We start from the raw sequence: 18,119 nt of genomic DNA, 5'->3' as shown, positions 1-18,119 counted from the left end.
GGATGAACATAACCCTTGATCCGGTGTTGAACAATGAACGCCAAACTGCTTTTCCTACCCTTGGCTCTGGGGTTGTCTGTAGCTCCGGCCACCGCTGTTTTTCCGCAAACCTTGGGCATTTACCCCCCCTTGCAAAGGCTGCAACTGGCCGACACTGCTCAGTTGGAGATTGGCACCCGCTCCATCATCGTCAACCCCGTTCCTTCTGACTTGCAGGTCAATTTGGAGCTGGATCGGCGCGGGTCGAACCCCATCTACCGGCCTGGAGAACCGATTGCCATTACCCTGAGCACCAACCGCGATGCCTACGTCTATCTGTTCAGCATCCAAGCCGATGGCCGCACCCATCTGATTTTGCCCAACCGCTTTTCCGGCGGGAACGAGTTTCTGCGGGCCGGAGAAGTGCGTACCTTTCCACCGCCGGGGGCCAGCTACCGGTTGACCATCGCTCCACCTTTCGGCCAAGCCCAGGTGTTGGCCGTAGCCTCTCCCCGTCCGCTGAACTTCCAGGAGATCGCCTCTTTTGAGCAGAGTGGCTCCTTTGCCGATGTGCGGGTGCGGGGATCCCAATTGGGCAGTGCCATCGCCCGCGCCATTGTCGTCGAAGGGATCCCTTCCGACCAGTGGGTGACGACCACACGATTTTATCGAGTGGCCCCCCGCTAGCCCAAGACAGGATCCATCCGCCAGGACCGAGGTTGTCCAAAAAGCAGCTTCATCTGTCACAATGAAGGCAGGCAAACGTAGCCTCGGCTACGTTTCTCTCTTGCGGTCTTGGGTCAGCCGTTCTATGCTTCCTTCCTCCACGCCCCTGAGCGAGCAGATGCGCAGCCTTGACGACCATCTCTCCCGCCGGCCCTTGGAGCTGGATCCGGCGGGTTACTTTGTCATCTACCTGGATCGGGAGCAGAACCTGATTTGCGCCAAGTACTACCGCACTGTAATTAACGAGCGGGGGCTGGCCACCGATCCGGAAACAGGAGCAGTGATCCCGGCCAGGGGCTCCGTCAATCGCTCCCCTGAACGGGTGTATGTTGGACGCACGGCCAAAGAACTGTGTGTGCAGATCTTCGAAAAAGAGCAGGAGAGGGTTGTCTCTCAGCTCAGCCATGCGGCCTACCTGGGACGGGAGTTTCAGAAGGCCGAAGCTGCCCTGCTCTCCGGCGCGGAGTACATCCAAGACTAAGCCGCCTCTCCCAGGGCCGGAGCGTACGTTTGAGGGGCTACATCATACCCATGCCCCCGGAGCCAGCCGTCGGGGCTGCCGGTTTGGGCTCAGGTTTTTCCACCACAATCGCTTCGGTCGTGAGATACATTCCGGCTATGGAAGCCGCGTTTTGCAACGCCGAGCGCACCACCTTGGCCGGATCCACGATCCCCTGAGCAAACATGTCCACATAGGTTCCGGTCAGGGCATCGAAGCCAAAAGGCATCTCCTTCTCCAGAACTTTTTCCACCACCACCGACCCTTCCAGACCGGCATTGTGGGCAATCTGATAGAGCGGAGCCTGCAAAGCCCGGTAGACAATCTCTGCCCCCACCTGCTCTTCCGACTTCAAGGTTGCCTTGAAAGCCGGGATCCCTTTGGCCAGATGCAAAAGCGTCGCCCCACCGCCGGGAACGATCCCTTCTTCCACCGCCGCTCGAGTGGCATTCAGGGCATCCTCAATGCGCAGCTTGCGGTCTTTGAGCTCTGTTTCGGTGGCAGCCCCCACTTTGATCACCGCCACCCCACCGGCCAACTTGGCAATCCGCTCCTGCAGCTTCTCGCGGTCGTACTCGGAATCGGTGGTTTCCAGTTGCTTGCGAATTTGGGCCACCCGCTTCTCCACCGCCGCTTTGGTGCTGCCATCGGTGACGATTGTCGTTTTATCTTTGGTGACGGTGATCTTGCGGGCCACCCCCATCATGTTCAGGGTGACGTTCTCCAACTTGATGCCCAGATCCTCGGAGATGAGCTGCCCGCCGGTGAGAATGGCAATGTCTTCCAGCATGGCCTTGCGCCGATCCCCAAAAGCCGGAGCCTTGACCGCCACCGCGTTGAGCACCCCCCGCAGCTTGTTGACCACCAGAGTGGCCAGCGCTTCTCCCTCCACATCTTCTGCGATGACCAAAAGAGGCCGACCTTCACGGGCCACCCGCTCCAGGATGGGCAGCAAATCTTGCAGGCTGGAGATCTTGTTGCTGGTGATGAGCAGATAGGCATTTTCGTATTCGGCCACCATCCGCTCGGTGTCGGTAACAAAATAGGGGGAAATGTAGCCGCGGTCGAACTGCATCCCTTCTACAACTTCCAATTCCGTCTCCAAGGACTTGGATTCCTCGACGGTGATCACCCCCTCTCGCCCCACGGCATCCATGGCCTTGGCAATCATCTCCCCCACCTCGCTGTCATTGCCGGCAGAGATGGTGGCTACTTCCGCAATGGTTTTGCGGCCTTCCACAGGCTTGGCATGGGCGGCAATTTGCTCCACTAAGTAGGCGGTGGTCTTTTCAATGCCGCGCCGCAAGGCCACAGGGTTGGCACCCGCTGAAATGTTTTTCAGCCCTTCCCGCACCATGCTCTGGGCCAAGATGGTGGCAGTGGTGGTACCATCCCCGGCCACATCGTTGGTCTTGGAGGCCACTTCCCGCATCAACTGGGCACCGGTGTTCTCCAAGGGATCCGCCAACTCGATTTCTTTGGCAATCGTGACCCCATCGTTGACGATCTGGGGGGCACCAAACTTCTTCTCCAAGACCACGTTGCGCCCTTTGGGGCCAACCGTAACCTTGATCGCATCCGCCAGTTGATTGATGCCCTGCTCCAGCGCCTTGCGGGCCTCTTCTCTAAACAGAATCCGTTTTGCCATAAAATCCGCGATCCTCGTAATTTCGACTGGGCTACCTGTGCCGAGTGCTGCCGGGCGGAGTGGAAGAATCCATCGGCTCAGCCAACAGAAAGTTAGCACTCTAAACTCCTGAGTGCCAATCTAGCCCAAAACTGGGAGACTCAGCAAGGTGGGACAGATCCGGGGTCAGGTTGTGGCCGAGAGGCTTAGGAGTTGCCGCCGATCAGGATGTCGGGAAACTGGGCCTGGGCTTCGCTGATGGGGCGGTTGCGTCCGCCGTTTTGCCAGTAGTTGATGAGTTCGGTGGCTTGGTTGAGCAGAGTGATGCGATCTTCCTCGCTGATCCAAGTTTTGCTCTCCAGCTCAGCTTTAAGCTGCTCCCAAGCGTCATCCCGAGGCCAGAAAAAGTAGTGGGTGAGGGGGCTGCGGTTTTTGGCCACCACCTGATCCACAGCAATAGCCAAGTCGTTTTCTAGCCACAGGGCTTTTAGGGCGAACTTCGGCAAGGCTCTCTTCTCCTTTGCAGGACTCGACAGGTCACACGCTGGCCCGGCCTGAGCCGGGCAGCCTTCTATTCTGACATAAGTCCGCCTCCCTCAGGGGATAGGCCCGCTCAGCCCTGTTTAGGTCTTGGGGCAAAAGCGCTTAGATCGCAGAGGGCTGTTTTCCCTTTCAGCACCAAATCTCTCAGGACGGCGGCGCTAATCGGGGCCAGCAACACTCCATTGCGGTAGTGGCCAGTGGCAACAAAAAGATTGACATAGCCGGGAGCCGGCCCCAGGATGGGGGCGCGCTGCCCCACCGGTCGAGGGCGGTGGCCGGCCCAGTGCTCCAACAAAGTCGCTTCGGCCAAAGCCGGGCAGAGCCGGATGGCGCGGGCCAGCAGATCTTGCAGCGCCAGCAGCGTCGGCTGGGGATGGGGGGCCTGAAACTCCACGGTTGCCCCCACCCACAGGGATCCATCGCCCAGGGGGACCAGATGCAGATCCTCGTCGCTGACCACCGGCCCCAGGGGGATCCCAGCGGCTTTGATCCGCAGGGCCTGGCCCTTGACGGCCTGCAACGGCATCTGCAACCCCAGCTCTTTGGCCAGAGGAGAGCTGCCCAGCCCTGCCGCCAGAATGACGTGCCCCGCCGAGAAGGTGAGGGCGGGCGTATCAATTGCCTGCAGGCGAAAGGGGGGATCCGGGCTGCGCTGGATCTTCTGAACCGGCTGATGGAAGAAAAAGCGGGATCCCTTGCGCTGGGCTGCTTCCAAGAGGGCCTGAGTGAGGAGCTTGGGTTGGACTTGGCGATCCTGGGGCGAGTAGAGGGCCCCCGCCAGGTCGCTGCGCAAACCCGGCTGCAGGGATCCCACTTCGCCGGGGCTAAGCAGCTCCAGGCGGTAACCTGCTTGCCGCCGAGCCGCCAGGGTTGCTTGCCAAGCGTCCACTTCCTCCTCCCGAAGGAGCTTGAGGATGCCGTGCCGATTGACGGGCAAATTCCGACCCAAGTCCGCTTCCAGCCGGGCAATCAAGGGATCAAACTGCTCCAGGCTTTTCAGGCGCAACTGCACCACCTCCCCATCCGGCTGGCGGCTGCAGATCCCCATCAACACCCCCAGTGACGCGCCCGTGGCGCCTGAGGCCGGATCCTTGGCGTCGATCCCAACCACTGATAGCCCTGCGGAAGACAGCTCGTAGGCGATGGCACAGCCCACCACGCCACAGCCAATCACCAAAACGTCACAGTTCAAGGTTCTTCCTCAAAGAGATCCCTTTTGCCGTGATACCCCATTCTCCGGGCGGGATCCCTTCTGGAGAGCGGCCAGCTTTGCCGCCCTTGTCCTCTGCGGCAAAAAGTAGGGGAAACGGCTAAGATGTCGACATCCCCGACTGCCTTCGCCCATGGATACTGAACTGCTGCTGCCCGACATCGCTGATCTGGTCACTGAGGACGATACCCCGGTGGATAACTTTGCCTCTGAAAAGCAGCAGCGTCTCCTGACGGGGGCACTCTACAGCTCTCTGCCCCACAAAACCTTCCTGGCAGCAGCCAATGTGGGCATCTACACCACCCCTAACCGACCTCCCATCGTGCCGGATGTTTTTCTCAGCCTGGATGTCACGGTGCCGGAACAATGGTGGGAGAAGCAGAACCGGTGCTATCTGCTCTGGCAATTTGACAAGCCGCCGGATGTGGTGATTGAGATTGTCTCCAACCGCGAAGGCGACGAGCTAGGGGGCAAGCTCAGTCGCTACGAGCAGATGCGGGTCAGCTACTACGCGGTTTTTGATCCCAACCACGAGCTGGGGCCAGAGGAGCTGCGCATTTTCGAGCTGCGAGGCCGCCACTATGCGGAAATGACCGAGACCTGGCTGGAACAGGTGGAGCTGGGCCTGAGGCTGTGGGACGGAGTTTTCGAGGGGAAACAAGCCCGCTGGCTGCGCTGGTGCGACGCCCAAGGGCAGTTGCTGTTGACGGGAGATGAGCGGGCCGAGCGGGAGCGCCAGCGGGCTGAGCTGGAGCGCCAACGAGCCGAACAGGAGCGCCAACGGGCTGAGCGTCTGGCGGAAAGGTTGCGGGCTTTGGGCGAGGATCCTGATCTGGAGAGGTGACATACTCCTGGCCCTCACCGCATCCCACCCTAAGTGAAGGTCTCAGGAAAACCTATCTCCAAAGTCGCTGGGGATCCCCCGCTTTCCCCTACACTCAAAGAGGGAGCTACCCCTAAGTTGGGAAATCGTCCAGATGGGCTATCGCCGCCAGGATTGGTTGGCCTACTGGCTGCTCAAGTGGCTGGTGGTCAATCCGCTGTTTCGGGGACTGTATTTTGGCCGCACCTATGGCCAGGAAAACGTGCCTCGCCAGGGATCCCTGATCATTGTCAGCAACCATGCCAGCCACTTGGATCCGCCGCTGGTGGCCAATGCAGTGCGCCGCCCTGTAGCCTTCATGGCCAAGGAAGAGCTGTTTCGGGTGCCAGCGCTGAAGCAGGTGATCCGGCTCTACGGGGCCTACCCGGTCAAGAGAGGCGGCTCTGACCGCGCTGCCTTGCGAGCCACGGAAGCAGCCCTGGCGCGGGGATGGGCGGTGGGGATCTTTCTCAACGGCACCCGCACCCCCGATGGCCGCATTCCCCAGCCTCACCTGGGGGCTGCCTTGGTGGCAGCGCGCACCCAGACACCTCTGCTCCCCGTGGCCCTCTGGGGTACCGAGAAGGTGCTGCCCAAGGGATCCCGCTGGCCGCGGCTGTTCTGCCCCATCACGGTGCGCATCGGCAAGGTGATCCCCCCCCCTGCTTCCAGTGATAAGGCTGATTTGCAACAGGCGACGGCAGAGTACGTGCAGGCTATCCACGCTCTTTTGGATCAGGGGCGCTGAGGGTATCTTGGGCTACCAGATACTCGGCCACCGGGATCCCGCCCAGGATATGCTCTTGCAGCACCCGCTCTATCACCGGGGGCGTGGCCGAGTGGTACCAAAACCCACCGGGATACACCAGCAACACCGGGCCGGGAACGCCATAGTCACACCCGCGCAGGCAGTTGGCCTTGGTGCGGTGTACTCTCAGGGAGCTGCCGCCTTGGATTTCCAGGTTCAATTCCCTGATCCGCGATCTCAAATAGTCCCAGGCTTCCAATCCGACGGCTTTTTCACAGCACTTGGGCTTGGTCTGGTCGGCGCAGAGAAAGAGATGCCAATGGTAAGACGGAAGCGGAGCCGGCTGAGGTTCTGAAGATGCGGTTGCCGGCGTGGGAACGGGAGCGGAAAGCTGGGTCATAGAGGATCCCTCTAGCCTACTGCCACTAGATAATCGCTAGATAATTATATGAGAATATGAGTGGCTAAAGAAGATGCCGGGCATCCCGACAAACCCTCTGACCCTTAGGGAATGGGGTAGAGGTCTGGGGCTGGGCTGTCCTAGCCTGGATAATACAGGTCCCTCACCTGTCCAGCAATGGTGAACGACGCTCCCCAACAGCGGCTGTTTCTCGCCCTCCTACCCCCGGCAGACTTGCAGGAGCAAGTGACCGCCATCAAACAACAGTTTGCCGAGCAATTTGCCAGCCGCGCAGCCCTGCGCTCGCCCCCTCACATTACCCTGGTGCCTCCTTTCGAGTGGCCCACTGCTGAGCTGCCAGCCCTGACGGGATCCCTGGGAGAATTTGCCAAGGAGCAGGCTCCGGTTGCTGTTGAGCTCCGCGGCTTCGGTGCCTTCGCGCCACGGGTTATCTATATCCACGTCGAGCCCTCCCCTGAGCTGCAACAGCTCCAGGCCAAGACACAGCGCCACATGAATCTGCTGCTTAAGCCAGAGCCGGCCCCTACCCCAGCTCGTCCCTTTGTCCCCCACATGACTGTGGTCTTTCGGGATCTCAGCCCGGCCCAGTTTCGCACCGCCTGGCCACAGTTCAAAACTCGCCCTTTCCAGGGATCCTTTCTCGCCTCCGCTCTCACCCTCCTCAGCCATGACGGCAAGCGCTGGCAAGTTTTTGCCGAATTCTCCCTCTCCACCTCTGAGGGATTGAGACAGGAAACAACAGCCTACTCAACCCAGTGAGCAGCCATGTATTCAGCCAGATCCAGCACCCGCTGCGAGTAGCCCCACTCGTTGTCGTACCAGGCCATCACCTTCACCAGATCCCCGTCCAGCACACTGGTCATCTCCGCATCCACAATCGCCGAGCAGTCGTGGCCGCGATAGTCGATGGAGACCAAGGGGATATCGGAGTAGGCAATGATCCCTTTCATCGTGGTCTCTGAAGCTTCCTTGAGAGCCGCGTTCACCTCTTCGGCAATCACACGCCGCTCTGTTTGCACCACCAAGTCCACCAGCGACACATTGGGCGTGGGAACCCGTACTGCCACCCCGTTCAGCTTGCCCTTCAGTTCGGGGATCACCAGCGCTACTGCCTTGGCCGCCCCGGTGGTAGTGGGCACCATGCTCAGCGCCGCCGCCCGCGCCCGTCGCAGATCGCGGTGGCCACCATCCAAAATCCGCTGGTCGCCGGTGTAGCTGTGGGTGGTGGTCATCGTAGCCCGCAGGACGCCGAACTTGTCCAGCAGCACTTTGAGGAGGGGGGTAAGGCAGTTGGTGGTGCAACTGGCGTTGCTGACAATGTTGTGCCGCACCGGATCGTAGGTATGTTGGTTGACGCCATACACAAAGGTAGGGATGTCGCCTCCCTTGGCCGGAGCCGTGATCACCACCTTCTTGGCTCCCGCCTCTATGTGTTTAGAGGCACCCTGGTAGTCTACAAAAACACCTGTGGCCTCAATAACAAGATCCACTTTCCACTCTTTCCAGGGCAGGTTGCTGGGGTTGCGATCGGAAACGGCGTGGATGTGCTTGCCGTTAACCAGCAGGCCACCCTCGGCGGCCTCTACTTCCGCCCCTTGCAGCGGCCCGAGGATGGAGTCGTACTTGAGCAGATGGGCAGCCGTGCGAGCGTCTGAGGTGTCGTTGATGGCAACAATATCCAAGTTGGACTGGGAGCGCCCCAGCCAACAACGCAAAAAGTTGCGACCGATGCGACCGAATCCGTTGATGGCTACCCTGACCACTGCTCTTAACCTCGCTGCTTGAAATGCTTCGGGAGCTGCTGCTTAGCACATAATACCGCAAGCCCTGGCTATTCTGAAGATAAAATTTGGGATCCCACCGCTTGATTTTTGGCTTCTTTGTAGGAGCGCCAGAACCTTGATTCTAGGGATCCCAGCCTGCCGGCAGGGGTTCTTTTTCCTCAAGCAGGATAGCGCTGCTGCAGCAGGGCCATAGCCGAGGCGACATTTTCCGCCCCCCGTTGTTCCAGGAGATCTGCGAACATGCTGTCGAGCCAAAAGAGGCGCTCGCCGATGATCTGGGTCCAGGCGCGGTAAAGCTTCACCTGGACTTCCAGGGGCAATAGGAGCAGCCCTTCGCTGGAGAGGCGCAGGGTTTGCACCTCGGTTAGGCTCACTGCGGTAAAGGAGCGCCGCCGCCCCGTCAGCAAGGAAAGTTCTCCAAACACGCGCCCAGCATGCAGTGTTGCCAGCCAGTAATCGCCGGGATAGCGCATGTACTGGCGCCGCAGCTCCACGATCCCGCTGAGAACTACGTACAGGTCGCTGCTGGGATCCCCTTCTTGGAAGATTACCTGGCCGGGAGAAAAGCGACTGGGCAGTAGGGCAGCCGTCAATGCCTTCCACTCAGCATCTGCCAAGGACTGAAAGAGCAAGTGGTCGCGAACACGCTCAAACGGATAACGGGTGCTGCTCATCGGGTCAGCGGCTGGAAGTGCTTGGGGCCAGCTCTGTTTCATCCTACCGCCGCTGACATCGTATCGGGAGAGAGCCACCCCAGAGGTTGGGGGACAACCCAAACGACTCGATTGACGGTTCAAGCCAGGCTATTCTTCCAGAACGTAGGAAATGGCGTTTTTGTTGACGCAGATAAAGTCGGCATGGGCGACGCGGTGTCCGTTGATGAACATTTCCGAGTCGGTTAAGGGGACAAACGTGCGCTCGTCGTTGAGCAGGCTGGAAACCCGTCGCTCGAACTTCGTCCCTTCTAGGAATACCTCGCCGCGAATATCGGTGCCATCCAGGGTGCGAATACGGATGCGCCGTCGCTCCTCTCCTACTGTCTGGGCAGTTTCATAGGCTCCACGTCGGGCCGCTTTTTTGATCGATCGACCAGCAGTGCTCATAGCCTCCTGCAAATCATCCAACTGTTCGTCGCTCATCTGCCCACCCTGGAATTTGGAACCGGCACCGGAAAGGTCGCAACATACTCCCTAGCGAGTTAAGCGTAACACACAGAGGGATAGCTTGGTAGCCCCGTACTTTAGTGCGGGGCGGAAAAGCCCGTAAGCAACTTTAGTTGCTCATCAATGGTATGGTTGTCACCGAGACGTGCCGTTCCCAGGCGAGCCCCTAAAACGGTGAAAAACCCGACCGGTGGCAAGCGTCCGGGAGATACTAACGTCTCAGCCAACCTGCAAGGACTCCGTCCTGCTTATGCGATCAGAATGCGATCAGAAAAGTAAGCAGAACCTTGGGGCTTTGCCTCAAGGTTCTGTCTAGAGGTGTCTTGACAGCGCCTTTACGAGTTCATTTTTGAACTGCGTAAGAATCCCCTGCCTTTAGGCGGTGGGAGTGTCAAACTTGCCCATTCTTAACTTATTGATGAGGGCCAGGGAAAGGGGATGGGATCCCTGGCCTGTAAGAGGCAAATCTAAGGTCAGCGCCCCCGAAAAAGGCGAAGAAGTTCGGCAGTTACCCCAAAGAGCGGCAAAGATGCGGTAAAGGAAGGTGAGTCGCTCATAGGGATCCCAATCGATGCAGCCTGGTTCGATTGTCCGCTGCCGCGAGCGCGAGTGGGTGGTGCTCCCCGCTGATTCCGAAGAAGGGGTAGTGCTGCGGCCCCTTACTGGCACGCCAGAGGACGCGATTTGCCTTCACCGACAACTGATGAACCTCATAGGCGGCACCTTGCCCTTTGAGCGCATCGAGCCGGCCTTCTTCCCGCTGCCCCGCGCCGACCAAGTTGCCGATGCTGCAGCCGCCCATCTCCTCTGGCAGGCAGCGCGCCTTATCTTGCGCGAGGGCGCCACTCCCTTCCGCTCGCTGGGCCGCATCTCCATCCGGCCACGAACCTACCAGTTTGTGCCGTTGCTCATGGCGCTGCGCCTTGATCCGGTGCGGCTATTTATTGCCGATGATGTGGGAGTGGGCAAGACCATTGAAGCGCTGCTGATAGCCAGAGAACTTCTGGATCGCGGCGAGATCCGCCGCTTTTGTGTCCTCTGCCCGCCTTACTTGTGCGAGCAGTGGGCCAGGGAGCTGGCGGAAAAGTTTAACCTCGAGCCGGTAGTTATCCGGTCGGGGACGGTAGGGCAACTGGAGCGGCAAACCCCGCCGGGACAAAATCTCTACGAATACTTCCCGGTGCAGGTGGCCAGCATTGATTTTGTTAAAACGGAGCGCAACCGCCCTCAATTTCTGCAGTTTTGTCCTGAGCTGATCATTGCCGACGAAGTGCACGGGGCGGCAGCGGCCAGTTCCGGCAGAGCTCAGCAGGAGCGGCATGCTCTTTTGAGAGCTATTGCCCAAGCGCCCAACCGCCACCTAATCCTGCTGACGGCTACTCCCCACAGCGGCATCCCAGAGGCCTTCCGGTCGTTGCTGGGGCTGCTGCGGCCGGAGTTCGAGGAGTGGGATCTTCAGGATCTCAAGGAGAACCAGCGCATCGAGCTGGCCCGTCACTTTGTCCAGCGCACACGGCGGGACATCAAGGAGACCTGGCAAGAAACCGCCTGCTTCCCAACCCGGGAAGCTGAAGATGAGACCTATGACCTTTCACGCTGCTACCGCGAGCTGTTTGAGCGCACCTATGCCTTCTGCTCGGAGCTGGTGCGCACCGGCCAGCAGATGGAGCAGCGGCGGCGGCGCGTACGCTACTGGGGGGCGCTGGCTCTTTTGCGCTGTGTCATGTCCAGTCCGGCAGCGGCTCTGGCGGCGCTGGCCAATCGCAGCGCAGGCTCTCGGGAAGAAGAGGCTGAGGAGAGCTTTAGCCGCTGGGTGTTCGAGTCGGCACAAGAGCGTACTGACGACGAATTACCGCTGCCAGCTCTTGAAGCTGCAGAGCAAACTCTGCCCGACAGCGACCGCCGCCGGTTGCGGGAGCTTGCCCGTCTGGCCCACCAACTTCACGGCGTAGACCAAGACACCAAGCTGGCGCGGGCCATCGAGCTGGTGAAGCGGCTCCTCGCCGAGGGCTTTCACCCCATTCTCTGGTGCCGCTATGTGGCCACAGCAGGGTATCTTGCCGACCACCTTCGGCAGCACCTGGGATCCGCAACTCAGGTAGCCTGCGTAACCGGCCGCATGGGCGACGAGGAACGGGAGGCCAAGATTGCGGAAATTGCCGTTGACCAGCCACGGGTGCTGGTGGCCACCGACTGCCTCTCGGAAGGGATCAACCTGCAGGAAAAGTTTACAGCCGTCATCCACTACGACCTGCCCTGGAACCCCAACCGGCTGGAACAGCGGGAGGGGCGGGTGGATCGCTATGGCCAACGGGCCGAACGGGTCAAGGTCGTCCGCTTTTTCGGGCGGGATAACCCTGTGGACGGTGCGGTGCTGCAGGTGCTGCTGGACAAGGCGCGGGAAATCCGCCGCACCCTTGGCACCCACGTGCCTGTGCCCGAAGCGAGTGAAAGCGTTACCCAGGCGGTGCTGGAGGCCCTTTTTCTGCGCCAGGGATCCGGCTCAGGGGAGCGCCAGTTGGCGCTGGATCTGGGGATGGCAGAGGTGAGCCAGTTTCACGCCCAGTGGGATCGCTCTGCTGAGCAGGAGCGGCGCAACCGCACCCGTTTTGCCCAGCGATCCCTCAAGCCGGAAGAAGTGCAGCGGGAACTGGAGGCCACAGACGCTGTGCTGGGGGATCCGCAGGCCGTGCAGCAATTTTTTCTAACTGCTGCCCAGCGCCTAGGCCTGGCTGTGATCCCTGACCGGCAGTCTGGAGTCTTCCGGGTCAACCTCAGCCAGGAGGGCACGGCAACCCTGCCGGAGGCCATTCGTTCAGTCCTGCCCCAGCCCAAGGGTGGACAGTGGCGGATTAGCTTCATCTCCCCCACGCCGGAAGGAGCGGAATACGTTGGCCGCAACCACCGCCTCATCGCTGCCCTGGCCCACTTTTTGTTAGAGAAGGCCTTAGATAAGCCTGAAGAGGCCGTCGTCTCCCGCTGCGGGGTCATTCGGACACGGGCTGTGGCTGCGCTCACCACCCTCTTGTTGCTGCGGGTGCGCTACCTAGTGGAGCAGCCGCTGGCTCAGCCTCTGCTAGCGGAGGAGGTGCTGGTGCTGGGAGGGGTTGGCCTAGAAAGGGGCGAAGCCCGCTGGCTGGAAAGTAGGGCAGCGCTCCAGCTTTTGGCCGCAGCCAAGCCAGATGCCAACCTGCCGCTTGTAGAAAAGCAGGAGTTGGTGCAGCAGGTGCTAGACAGCCTCAGCCCCTGGCCGCCGACTGCAGAAAACTGGGGTCTAGAACACCCCCTTCAGCAAGGGATCCGGGAGGCCATTTTCCAGCGAGCTGGCGAGCTGGCTGAGGCCCACAAGCGCATCCGACAGGCCATCTCCCAGCGCGTGCGCGGGCTGGAGGTTAAGCCGCAGTTTCCCCCCGATCTGCTGGGAATTCTTGTCCTACAACCTCTGCTGTCCAGATGAGCCAATTTCCTGCTGTACGCCTTGAAGGGGGCCTCTTGGGGCCGGACATTCTGGAGCAGCTTTTGGCTGGCGAGCTGCCAGGCCAGAAGCCGAAAGACTTTGGGCTAGAAGACAAGCGCAGCCTGACGGAAGAAATTGCCAGCGTCTTTGCCGAGGCCCGCACCCAGTGGGAAGTTTTCCGCCGCCGGCTGGCCCGTCTGCCGGAAGGGGATCCGGCCACGTCGGTTACCCGCGATGCCTGGGTTATTCCCTTTCTTAGCTTTCTGGGCTACGAGCTGCGCTACAACCCACGGGCCTATGAGCTGGACGGTGCTACCTTTGCCATTTCGCACCGCGCCGGCGAAGCAGAGGATGCTCCGCCGGTACACATTGTGGGGGTACGCCAGGAGCTGGGGCGGCTGACTTCCACCGGCAGGCCGCGTCTAGCCCCTCACTCACTGCTGCAGGAGTATCTCAACCGCAGCGAGCACCTCTGGGGCATCGTCACCAACGGGCTGACCCTCCGTCTATTGCGGGACAGCACCTTTGTGCGCCGGCAGGCCTATGTGGAGTTTGACCTGCAGCAGATTCTAGAGGAGCAGCGCTTTAACGACTTTGCCATCCTGTTTCGCCTGCTGCACCGCAGCCGTTTGCCCCAAAAGGCAGAGCAGGCGCGGGAGTGTTGGCTGGAGAAGTACTACCAGCAGGCTCTGGAACAGGGGGGGCGAGTCCGCGAGCGGCTGCGGGATGGGGTGGAAGAGTGCCTCAAGGGCCTGGCCAAGGGTTTTCTTGCCCATCCCAAAAACTCCCACCTGCGGGAGCGGCTGGCTTCTCCAGGATCGAACTGCCTTACCCCGGAGGAGTTCTACCGGCAACTGCTGCGGCTGGTCTACCGCTTTTTGTTTCTCTTAGTCTCGGAGGAGCGGGGGCTAATTAGCGCCAGCCCCCTCTACCGGGATCACTACGGCGTGAGTCGGCTGCGGCGACTTTTGGAGCGGCGCAGCGCTTTTACGGAGCATGAGGATCTCTGGTGCAGCCTGCGGGTGCTCTGGCGAGTGCTTTCCCAGGAGGAGCTGGCAGAGCATCTAGGGGCTGCACCTCTCAACGGCGAGTTGTTTGCCCCTTTGGAGCTGGATGGGTGCAGCCTGAGCAACCGGGATCTGCTGCAGGCCTTCTGGCACCTGGCCTACTACCAAGAGAACGCGACCTCGCCGCCGCGCCGGGTCAACTACGCCGCTTTGGACGTAGAGGAGCTGGGATCCGTCTACGAAAGCCTGCTCGACTACCGGCCCCAGATTGACACCTCAGGCAGTGTGCCCTGCTTTGACTTAGGCTACGGCTCCGAGCGCAAAAGTACCGGCTCCTACTACACCCCGCCGGAGCTGGTGGCAGAACTTGTCCGCTCGGCCCTGGAGCCAGTGCTGCAGGAGCGGCTGAAGTCTGCAGCCGGCCGTGAGGAAAAGGAACGGGCCATCCTATCGCTGCGGGTTCTGGATCCCGCCTGTGGCTCTGGGCATTTTCTCTTGGCGGCTGCCCGACATCTGGGCAAGGAGCTGGCCAAGGTTCGCACCGGCGAAGAGGAGCCCGCCCCCGAGACTGTGCGCGAGGCCATCCGCGACGTGGTGGCCCACTGCCTCTACGGCGTGGACAAAAACCCCTTGGCGGTGGAACTCTGCCGCGTGGCCCTCTGGCTGGAGGCCCATTGCGCCGGCAAACCGCTTACCTTCCTCGATCACCGCATCAAGTGTGGCGACTCGCTGGTGGGGGTGCTGGATCTAAAGGTTCTGGAAAAGGGCCTTCCTGATGCTGCTTTCGAGCCGGTAAGTGCCGACTCCAGGGAGGCTGCCCGCTCTCTGAAGGGGCGAAATCGCGCCGAGCGCAGGGATTTGGAAACAGGCCAGCTTTCTCTGCCGCTTGAGGCCGACCAGGTGGTGGCCCAGCTCAGCCAGGAGCGGCAGCAGCTCGAAGCTATCCAGGACGACTCGCCAGCCAATGTACGCCGCAAGCAGGAGCTCTACACCCGCTACTGTCAAAACCCAGAACACCAGAAACTGACAGAAGCCTGCAACCTTTGGACGGCGGCCTTTTTCCAGCGCTTGACCTCGGACTTCTCGGCGGCCATTACCACGAAAGCGGTCAGCGAGCGGCTGGAAAATCGAGCCAACTCCCGCGCTCTGGCCACCGCCGTAGCTCTGGCTTGCGAACAGCGCTTCTTCCACTGGCCACTGGAGTTCCCGGAGGTGTTTCACCTTCCCCCCTCGCCCGGAGAAGGGGGCTGGGGAGGTGAGGGCGGCTTCGATGTTATCCTCGGCAACCCACCCTGGGAAATGATCCAGCTAGAGGAGCAGGAATTCTTCGCTAGCCGCGACACTGTGATAGCTGAGGCACCCAACGCTGACGCTCGCAGGCGGCTCATCGCAGCACTCGCCGACACCAACCCCACCCTCTGGCAAGACTATCAGCGCGCCTTGCACGCCGCCGAAAGCACCAGCCGCTTCCTGCGTGGCAGTGGGCTATATCCCCATACCGGTCGTGGGCGCATCAACACCTACTCTGTGTTTGCCGAGCGCGTCCGCGCCCTGCTCAACCCTCGCGGGCGGGCCGGCATCATCGTGCCAACCGGCATCGCCACCGACGCCACCAACCAATTCTTCTTCGCCGACCTGGTGGAAAAGGGGCAACTGGTCAGCCTGTTTGATTTTGAAAACCGCGAAGCTATCTTCTCTGGCGTGCATCGCAGTTACAAGTTCTGCCTGCTCACCATCCGCAGGAGAAGCACGTCAGAGAGCACCCCTACCTTCAGCTTCTTTACAACTCGCACCGAACACCTGCGCGACCCACGCCGTGTATTCACCCTAACCGCCGACGACATTGCCCGTATCAATCCCAACACCCGCACCCTGCCCGTCTTCCGCACCCGTCAGGATGCCGAGCTGACAAAGGCTATCTACCAGCGCGTGCCGGTGCTAGTGAATGAAAACTCTCCCCCCTCTCCCACAAGGGGAGAGGGGCCAGGGGTGAGGGCAACCCCTGGGGCGTTCAGTTTAAGCAAGGACTTTTCAACATGTCTTCCGACTCCCACCTCTTCCGCACCCGCACGGAGCTGGAGGCGAAGGGGTATCGGCTGGTGGGGAATGTGTTTGTGCCCTCACCCCCTAACCCTCTCTCCCACGTGGCGGGCGAGGGGGGATGGCCCTCATCCCCGGATTCCTTCTCCCACCCAGCAGGAGAAGGGGAGTACAAATTGCCTGAAGCCAGCCGGGAACTGATTGCCAGAGCACGGCAGTTACGCCGCGAGGCGACTACCGCCGAAGGCTTGCTATGGGAATTTTTGCGTGACCGTCGGCTGTTAGGCCGGAAGTTCCGTCGTCAACACCCGATTGGACAATTCATCGCCGACTTTTTCTGTGACGACGCCCGTCTAATCATCGAGATAGATGAGGGCGTGCACCGCGAACCCACTCAGCAGGAACGCGACCGTTTGCGGGAGGAAATCCTGCGCAAACATGGCTTTGCCGTTCTGCGCTTTACCAATGACCAGGTATTGGACCAGACGGAACAAGTCCTCCGAGAAATTGCCGACTATGTCGCTACTCATTCCTACGAGCACCCATCCCCTCACCCCCCAACCCCTTTCTCCCAGAGTCTTGGGAGAAGTAGCCCTCACCCCCCAACCCCCTCTCCCGAAGCTTCGGGAGAGGGGGATCAAGGGGGAGAGGGACTCTACCTCCCCCTCTACGAAGCCAAAATGCTCTGGCACTACGACCACCGCTACGGCACGTATGAGGGAGTGGATTCGCGTTCTAGCACCCAACTACCTACCCCTGACGCAGCACAGCACGCCGACCCGCACTTCGTCGTCCAGCCCTGGTACTGGGTGCCGGCAGAAGAAGTTGAAGCTCGGCTGGGCAATTGGCGGCGGGGGTGGTTGCTGGGGTTTCGCAATGTGGCGCGTTCAACTGACGAGCGCACTGCGATCTTTGGTTTGTTGCCAAAAGCGGGGGTAGGCAATAGCCTGCCCGTGCTTCTCCCGACAGAGATATCTACACCTTTTGTTGCCGGTTTAATTGCAAATTTCTCAACATTGCCATTAGACTGGGTCGTTCGCCAAAAACTGGCAGGCGTCAACATGAACTTCTTTTATGTTGAGCAATTCCCCGTCCTCCCGCCGAGTGCCTACACCCCTGCCGACCTCGCCTTCATCGTGCCGCGGGTGTTGGAATTGACTTACACCGCCTGGGACATGAAGCCCTTCGCGGACGATGTCTGGAACGAAGCCGTTTGCCTTGGCGAGACGGAGTGCTTTGAGGCGCTGCGAGCGGTGGTTGGCCCTCACCCCCCAACCCCCTCTCCCAAAGCTTGGGGAGAGGGTATCCCCTGCCCACCTTTCCGCTGGGATGAAGACCGCCGCGCTGTGCTCCGCGCTGAGCTGGACGCCTACTACGCCCGGCTCTACGGCCTCACCCGCAAGCAACTGCGCTACATTCTCGACCCTGCCGACCTGACCGAGCGTGAGCTAGAAAACATCCTCGATCCCTGGGAAGAGGTGGAAGATCCTCTCGATCCGGCGGGGTATGCCAGACGTGTGGCTGCCAGCACCTTCCCCGGCGAGACCTTCCGCGTGCTCAAGGAAAAAGAAATGCGGCAATTTGGCGAATACCGCACCCGCCGCTTGGTGCTGGAGGCATGGGAGCGGCTGGCGCACCGCTAAATCTAGGCACAGGATCCGCATAAGACTGCGTTCTTATACACAAGCGGATCCCCATACGCACCAAGTCGCTCTGGACGATGAACTCATCGAGTGGGCCCGCCAGGTAACCGGCCTCAAGACCAAGCGCGAGGTGATTCACAAAGCGCTGCGCACCCTAGCTCAACTCCACAAGCAGGCTGGGATCCGCAACTTACGCGGCAAGCAAGTTGAAATGGGAGGGAGATTTGCACGAGCAACACTTGTGTGCCAATGACTATCTCTAGATTGCGCTCTGGATCAAGCTCTCATCTTGATGGCGACTTGACTCCAGCAGAAGTCTCTCCCCCAGAGGGAGTGGAGGTGAGGAAAATACTTGCTGCACTTCCAGACTGGGTTTAGGTTGGCTAGGAGGGCCCTGTGGAGTAGCTTTG

16 protein-coding genes are annotated in these 18,119 nt (G+C 60.5%); 9 read left to right on the top strand and 7 right to left on the bottom strand.

The genetic code is table 11. The features are described 5' to 3' along the window. Positions 1-33 precede the first annotated feature (33 nt). Complete coding sequence (locus tag NW862_RS02480; RefSeq protein WP_414334257.1) at positions 34-666, top strand: DUF4384 domain-containing protein; 633 nt, start codon at positions 34-36, stop codon at positions 664-666. 124 nt (positions 667-790) lie between these two features. Beyond that, the gene (locus tag NW862_RS02475) at positions 791-1,186 is read left to right on the top strand and encodes a DUF4346 domain-containing protein (protein WP_414334255.1); all 396 of its coding nucleotides are present in this window, start codon (positions 791-793) and stop codon (positions 1,184-1,186) included. A gap of 37 nt (positions 1,187-1,223) precedes the next feature. Here the strand turns inward: NW862_RS02475 and groL are convergent, their stop codons facing one another. The 3 genes from groL to NW862_RS02460 all read right to left on the bottom strand — a co-directional run bounded on the left by groL (position 1,224) and on the right by NW862_RS02460 (position 4,566). Continuing rightward, the gene (groL, locus tag NW862_RS02470) at positions 1,224-2,852 is read right to left on the bottom strand and encodes a chaperonin GroEL (RefSeq protein ID WP_414334253.1); all 1,629 of its coding nucleotides are present in this window, start codon (positions 2,850-2,852) and stop codon (positions 1,224-1,226) included. Between the two features lie 185 nt (positions 2,853-3,037). Next, positions 3,038-3,367: a 30S ribosomal protein PSRP-3 gene (locus NW862_RS02465; protein ID WP_414334283.1), complete on the bottom strand. Its 330-nt coding sequence runs from the start codon at positions 3,365-3,367 to the stop codon at positions 3,038-3,040. A gap of 77 nt (positions 3,368-3,444) precedes the next feature. After that, positions 3,445-4,566, bottom strand: coding sequence for an NAD(P)/FAD-dependent oxidoreductase (locus NW862_RS02460; RefSeq protein WP_414426883.1), 1,122 nt, complete (start codon positions 4,564-4,566; stop codon positions 3,445-3,447). A 151-nt stretch (positions 4,567-4,717) separates the two neighbouring features. On the opposite strand from NW862_RS02460, the gene NW862_RS02455 reads away from it, so the two are divergent. Then, positions 4,718-5,428: a Uma2 family endonuclease gene (locus tag NW862_RS02455; RefSeq protein WP_414334250.1), complete on the top strand. Its 711-nt coding sequence runs from the start codon at positions 4,718-4,720 to the stop codon at positions 5,426-5,428. 133 nt (positions 5,429-5,561) lie between these two features. Continuing rightward, complete coding sequence (locus NW862_RS02450) at positions 5,562-6,194, top strand: lysophospholipid acyltransferase family protein (protein WP_414334248.1); 633 nt, start codon at positions 5,562-5,564, stop codon at positions 6,192-6,194. Here the strand turns inward: NW862_RS02450 and NW862_RS02445 are convergent. Then, entirely contained in the window at positions 6,163-6,594 is a 432-nt protein-coding gene (locus NW862_RS02445) for a (2Fe-2S) ferredoxin domain-containing protein (protein WP_414349182.1), read from the bottom strand. The genes NW862_RS02450 and NW862_RS02445 overlap by 32 nt on opposite strands. Before the next feature lie 177 nt (positions 6,595-6,771). Here NW862_RS02445 and NW862_RS02440 point away from each other — a divergent pair, with 177 nt between their 5' ends. Beyond that, positions 6,772-7,374, top strand: a complete 603-nt coding sequence (locus tag NW862_RS02440; RefSeq protein WP_414426882.1) for a 2'-5' RNA ligase family protein — start codon at positions 6,772-6,774, stop codon at positions 7,372-7,374. On the opposite strand, the gene gap is transcribed toward NW862_RS02440, so the two are convergent. The 3 genes from gap to NW862_RS02425 all read right to left on the bottom strand — a co-directional run bounded on the left by gap (position 7,359) and on the right by NW862_RS02425 (position 9,538). Beyond that, positions 7,359-8,378, bottom strand: a complete 1,020-nt coding sequence (gene gap / locus NW862_RS02435) for a type I glyceraldehyde-3-phosphate dehydrogenase (RefSeq protein WP_414336712.1) — start codon at positions 8,376-8,378, stop codon at positions 7,359-7,361. The two genes, NW862_RS02440 and gap, sit on opposite strands and share 16 nt — an antisense overlap. A 179-nt stretch (positions 8,379-8,557) precedes the next feature. Then, entirely contained in the window at positions 8,558-9,073 is a 516-nt protein-coding gene (locus NW862_RS02430) for a Crp/Fnr family transcriptional regulator (protein ID WP_414334241.1), read from the bottom strand. A gap of 129 nt (positions 9,074-9,202) precedes the next feature. Then, on the bottom strand, positions 9,203-9,538 hold the full coding sequence (locus NW862_RS02425; protein WP_414336710.1) for a hypothetical protein: 336 nt from the start codon (positions 9,536-9,538) through the stop codon (positions 9,203-9,205). A 595-nt stretch (positions 9,539-10,133) separates the two neighbouring features. Between NW862_RS02425 and NW862_RS02420 the strand changes: the two genes are divergently transcribed. Genes NW862_RS02420 through NW862_RS02405 form a run of 4 tightly spaced genes read left to right on the top strand, consistent with a single transcriptional unit; the run spans position 10,134 to position 17,962 of the window. Next, positions 10,134-13,019, top strand: coding sequence for a helicase-related protein (locus tag NW862_RS02420; RefSeq protein WP_414426881.1), 2,886 nt, complete (start codon positions 10,134-10,136; stop codon positions 13,017-13,019). Beyond that, positions 13,016-16,267, top strand: a complete 3,252-nt coding sequence (locus NW862_RS02415; protein ID WP_414426880.1) for an Eco57I restriction-modification methylase domain-containing protein — start codon at positions 13,016-13,018, stop codon at positions 16,265-16,267. The genes NW862_RS02420 and NW862_RS02415 overlap by 4 nt, the downstream gene beginning before the upstream one ends. Then, the gene (locus tag NW862_RS02410) at positions 16,243-17,709 is read left to right on the top strand and encodes an endonuclease domain-containing protein (protein ID WP_414426879.1); all 1,467 of its coding nucleotides are present in this window, start codon (positions 16,243-16,245) and stop codon (positions 17,707-17,709) included. Before NW862_RS02415 ends, NW862_RS02410 begins: the two co-directional genes overlap by 25 nt. Then, positions 17,648-17,962: a type II toxin-antitoxin system VapB family antitoxin gene (locus NW862_RS02405; RefSeq protein ID WP_414336703.1), complete on the top strand. Its 315-nt coding sequence runs from the start codon at positions 17,648-17,650 to the stop codon at positions 17,960-17,962. Before NW862_RS02410 ends, NW862_RS02405 begins: the two co-directional genes overlap by 62 nt. Positions 17,963-18,119: the final 157 nt, after the last annotated feature.

This window comes from Synechococcus sp. H55.8 (assembly GCF_047462375.1).
Lineage (GTDB): Bacteria > Cyanobacteriota > Cyanobacteriia > Thermostichales > Thermostichaceae > Thermostichus.
This window is presented reverse-complemented; position numbering and strand designations above follow the sequence as displayed.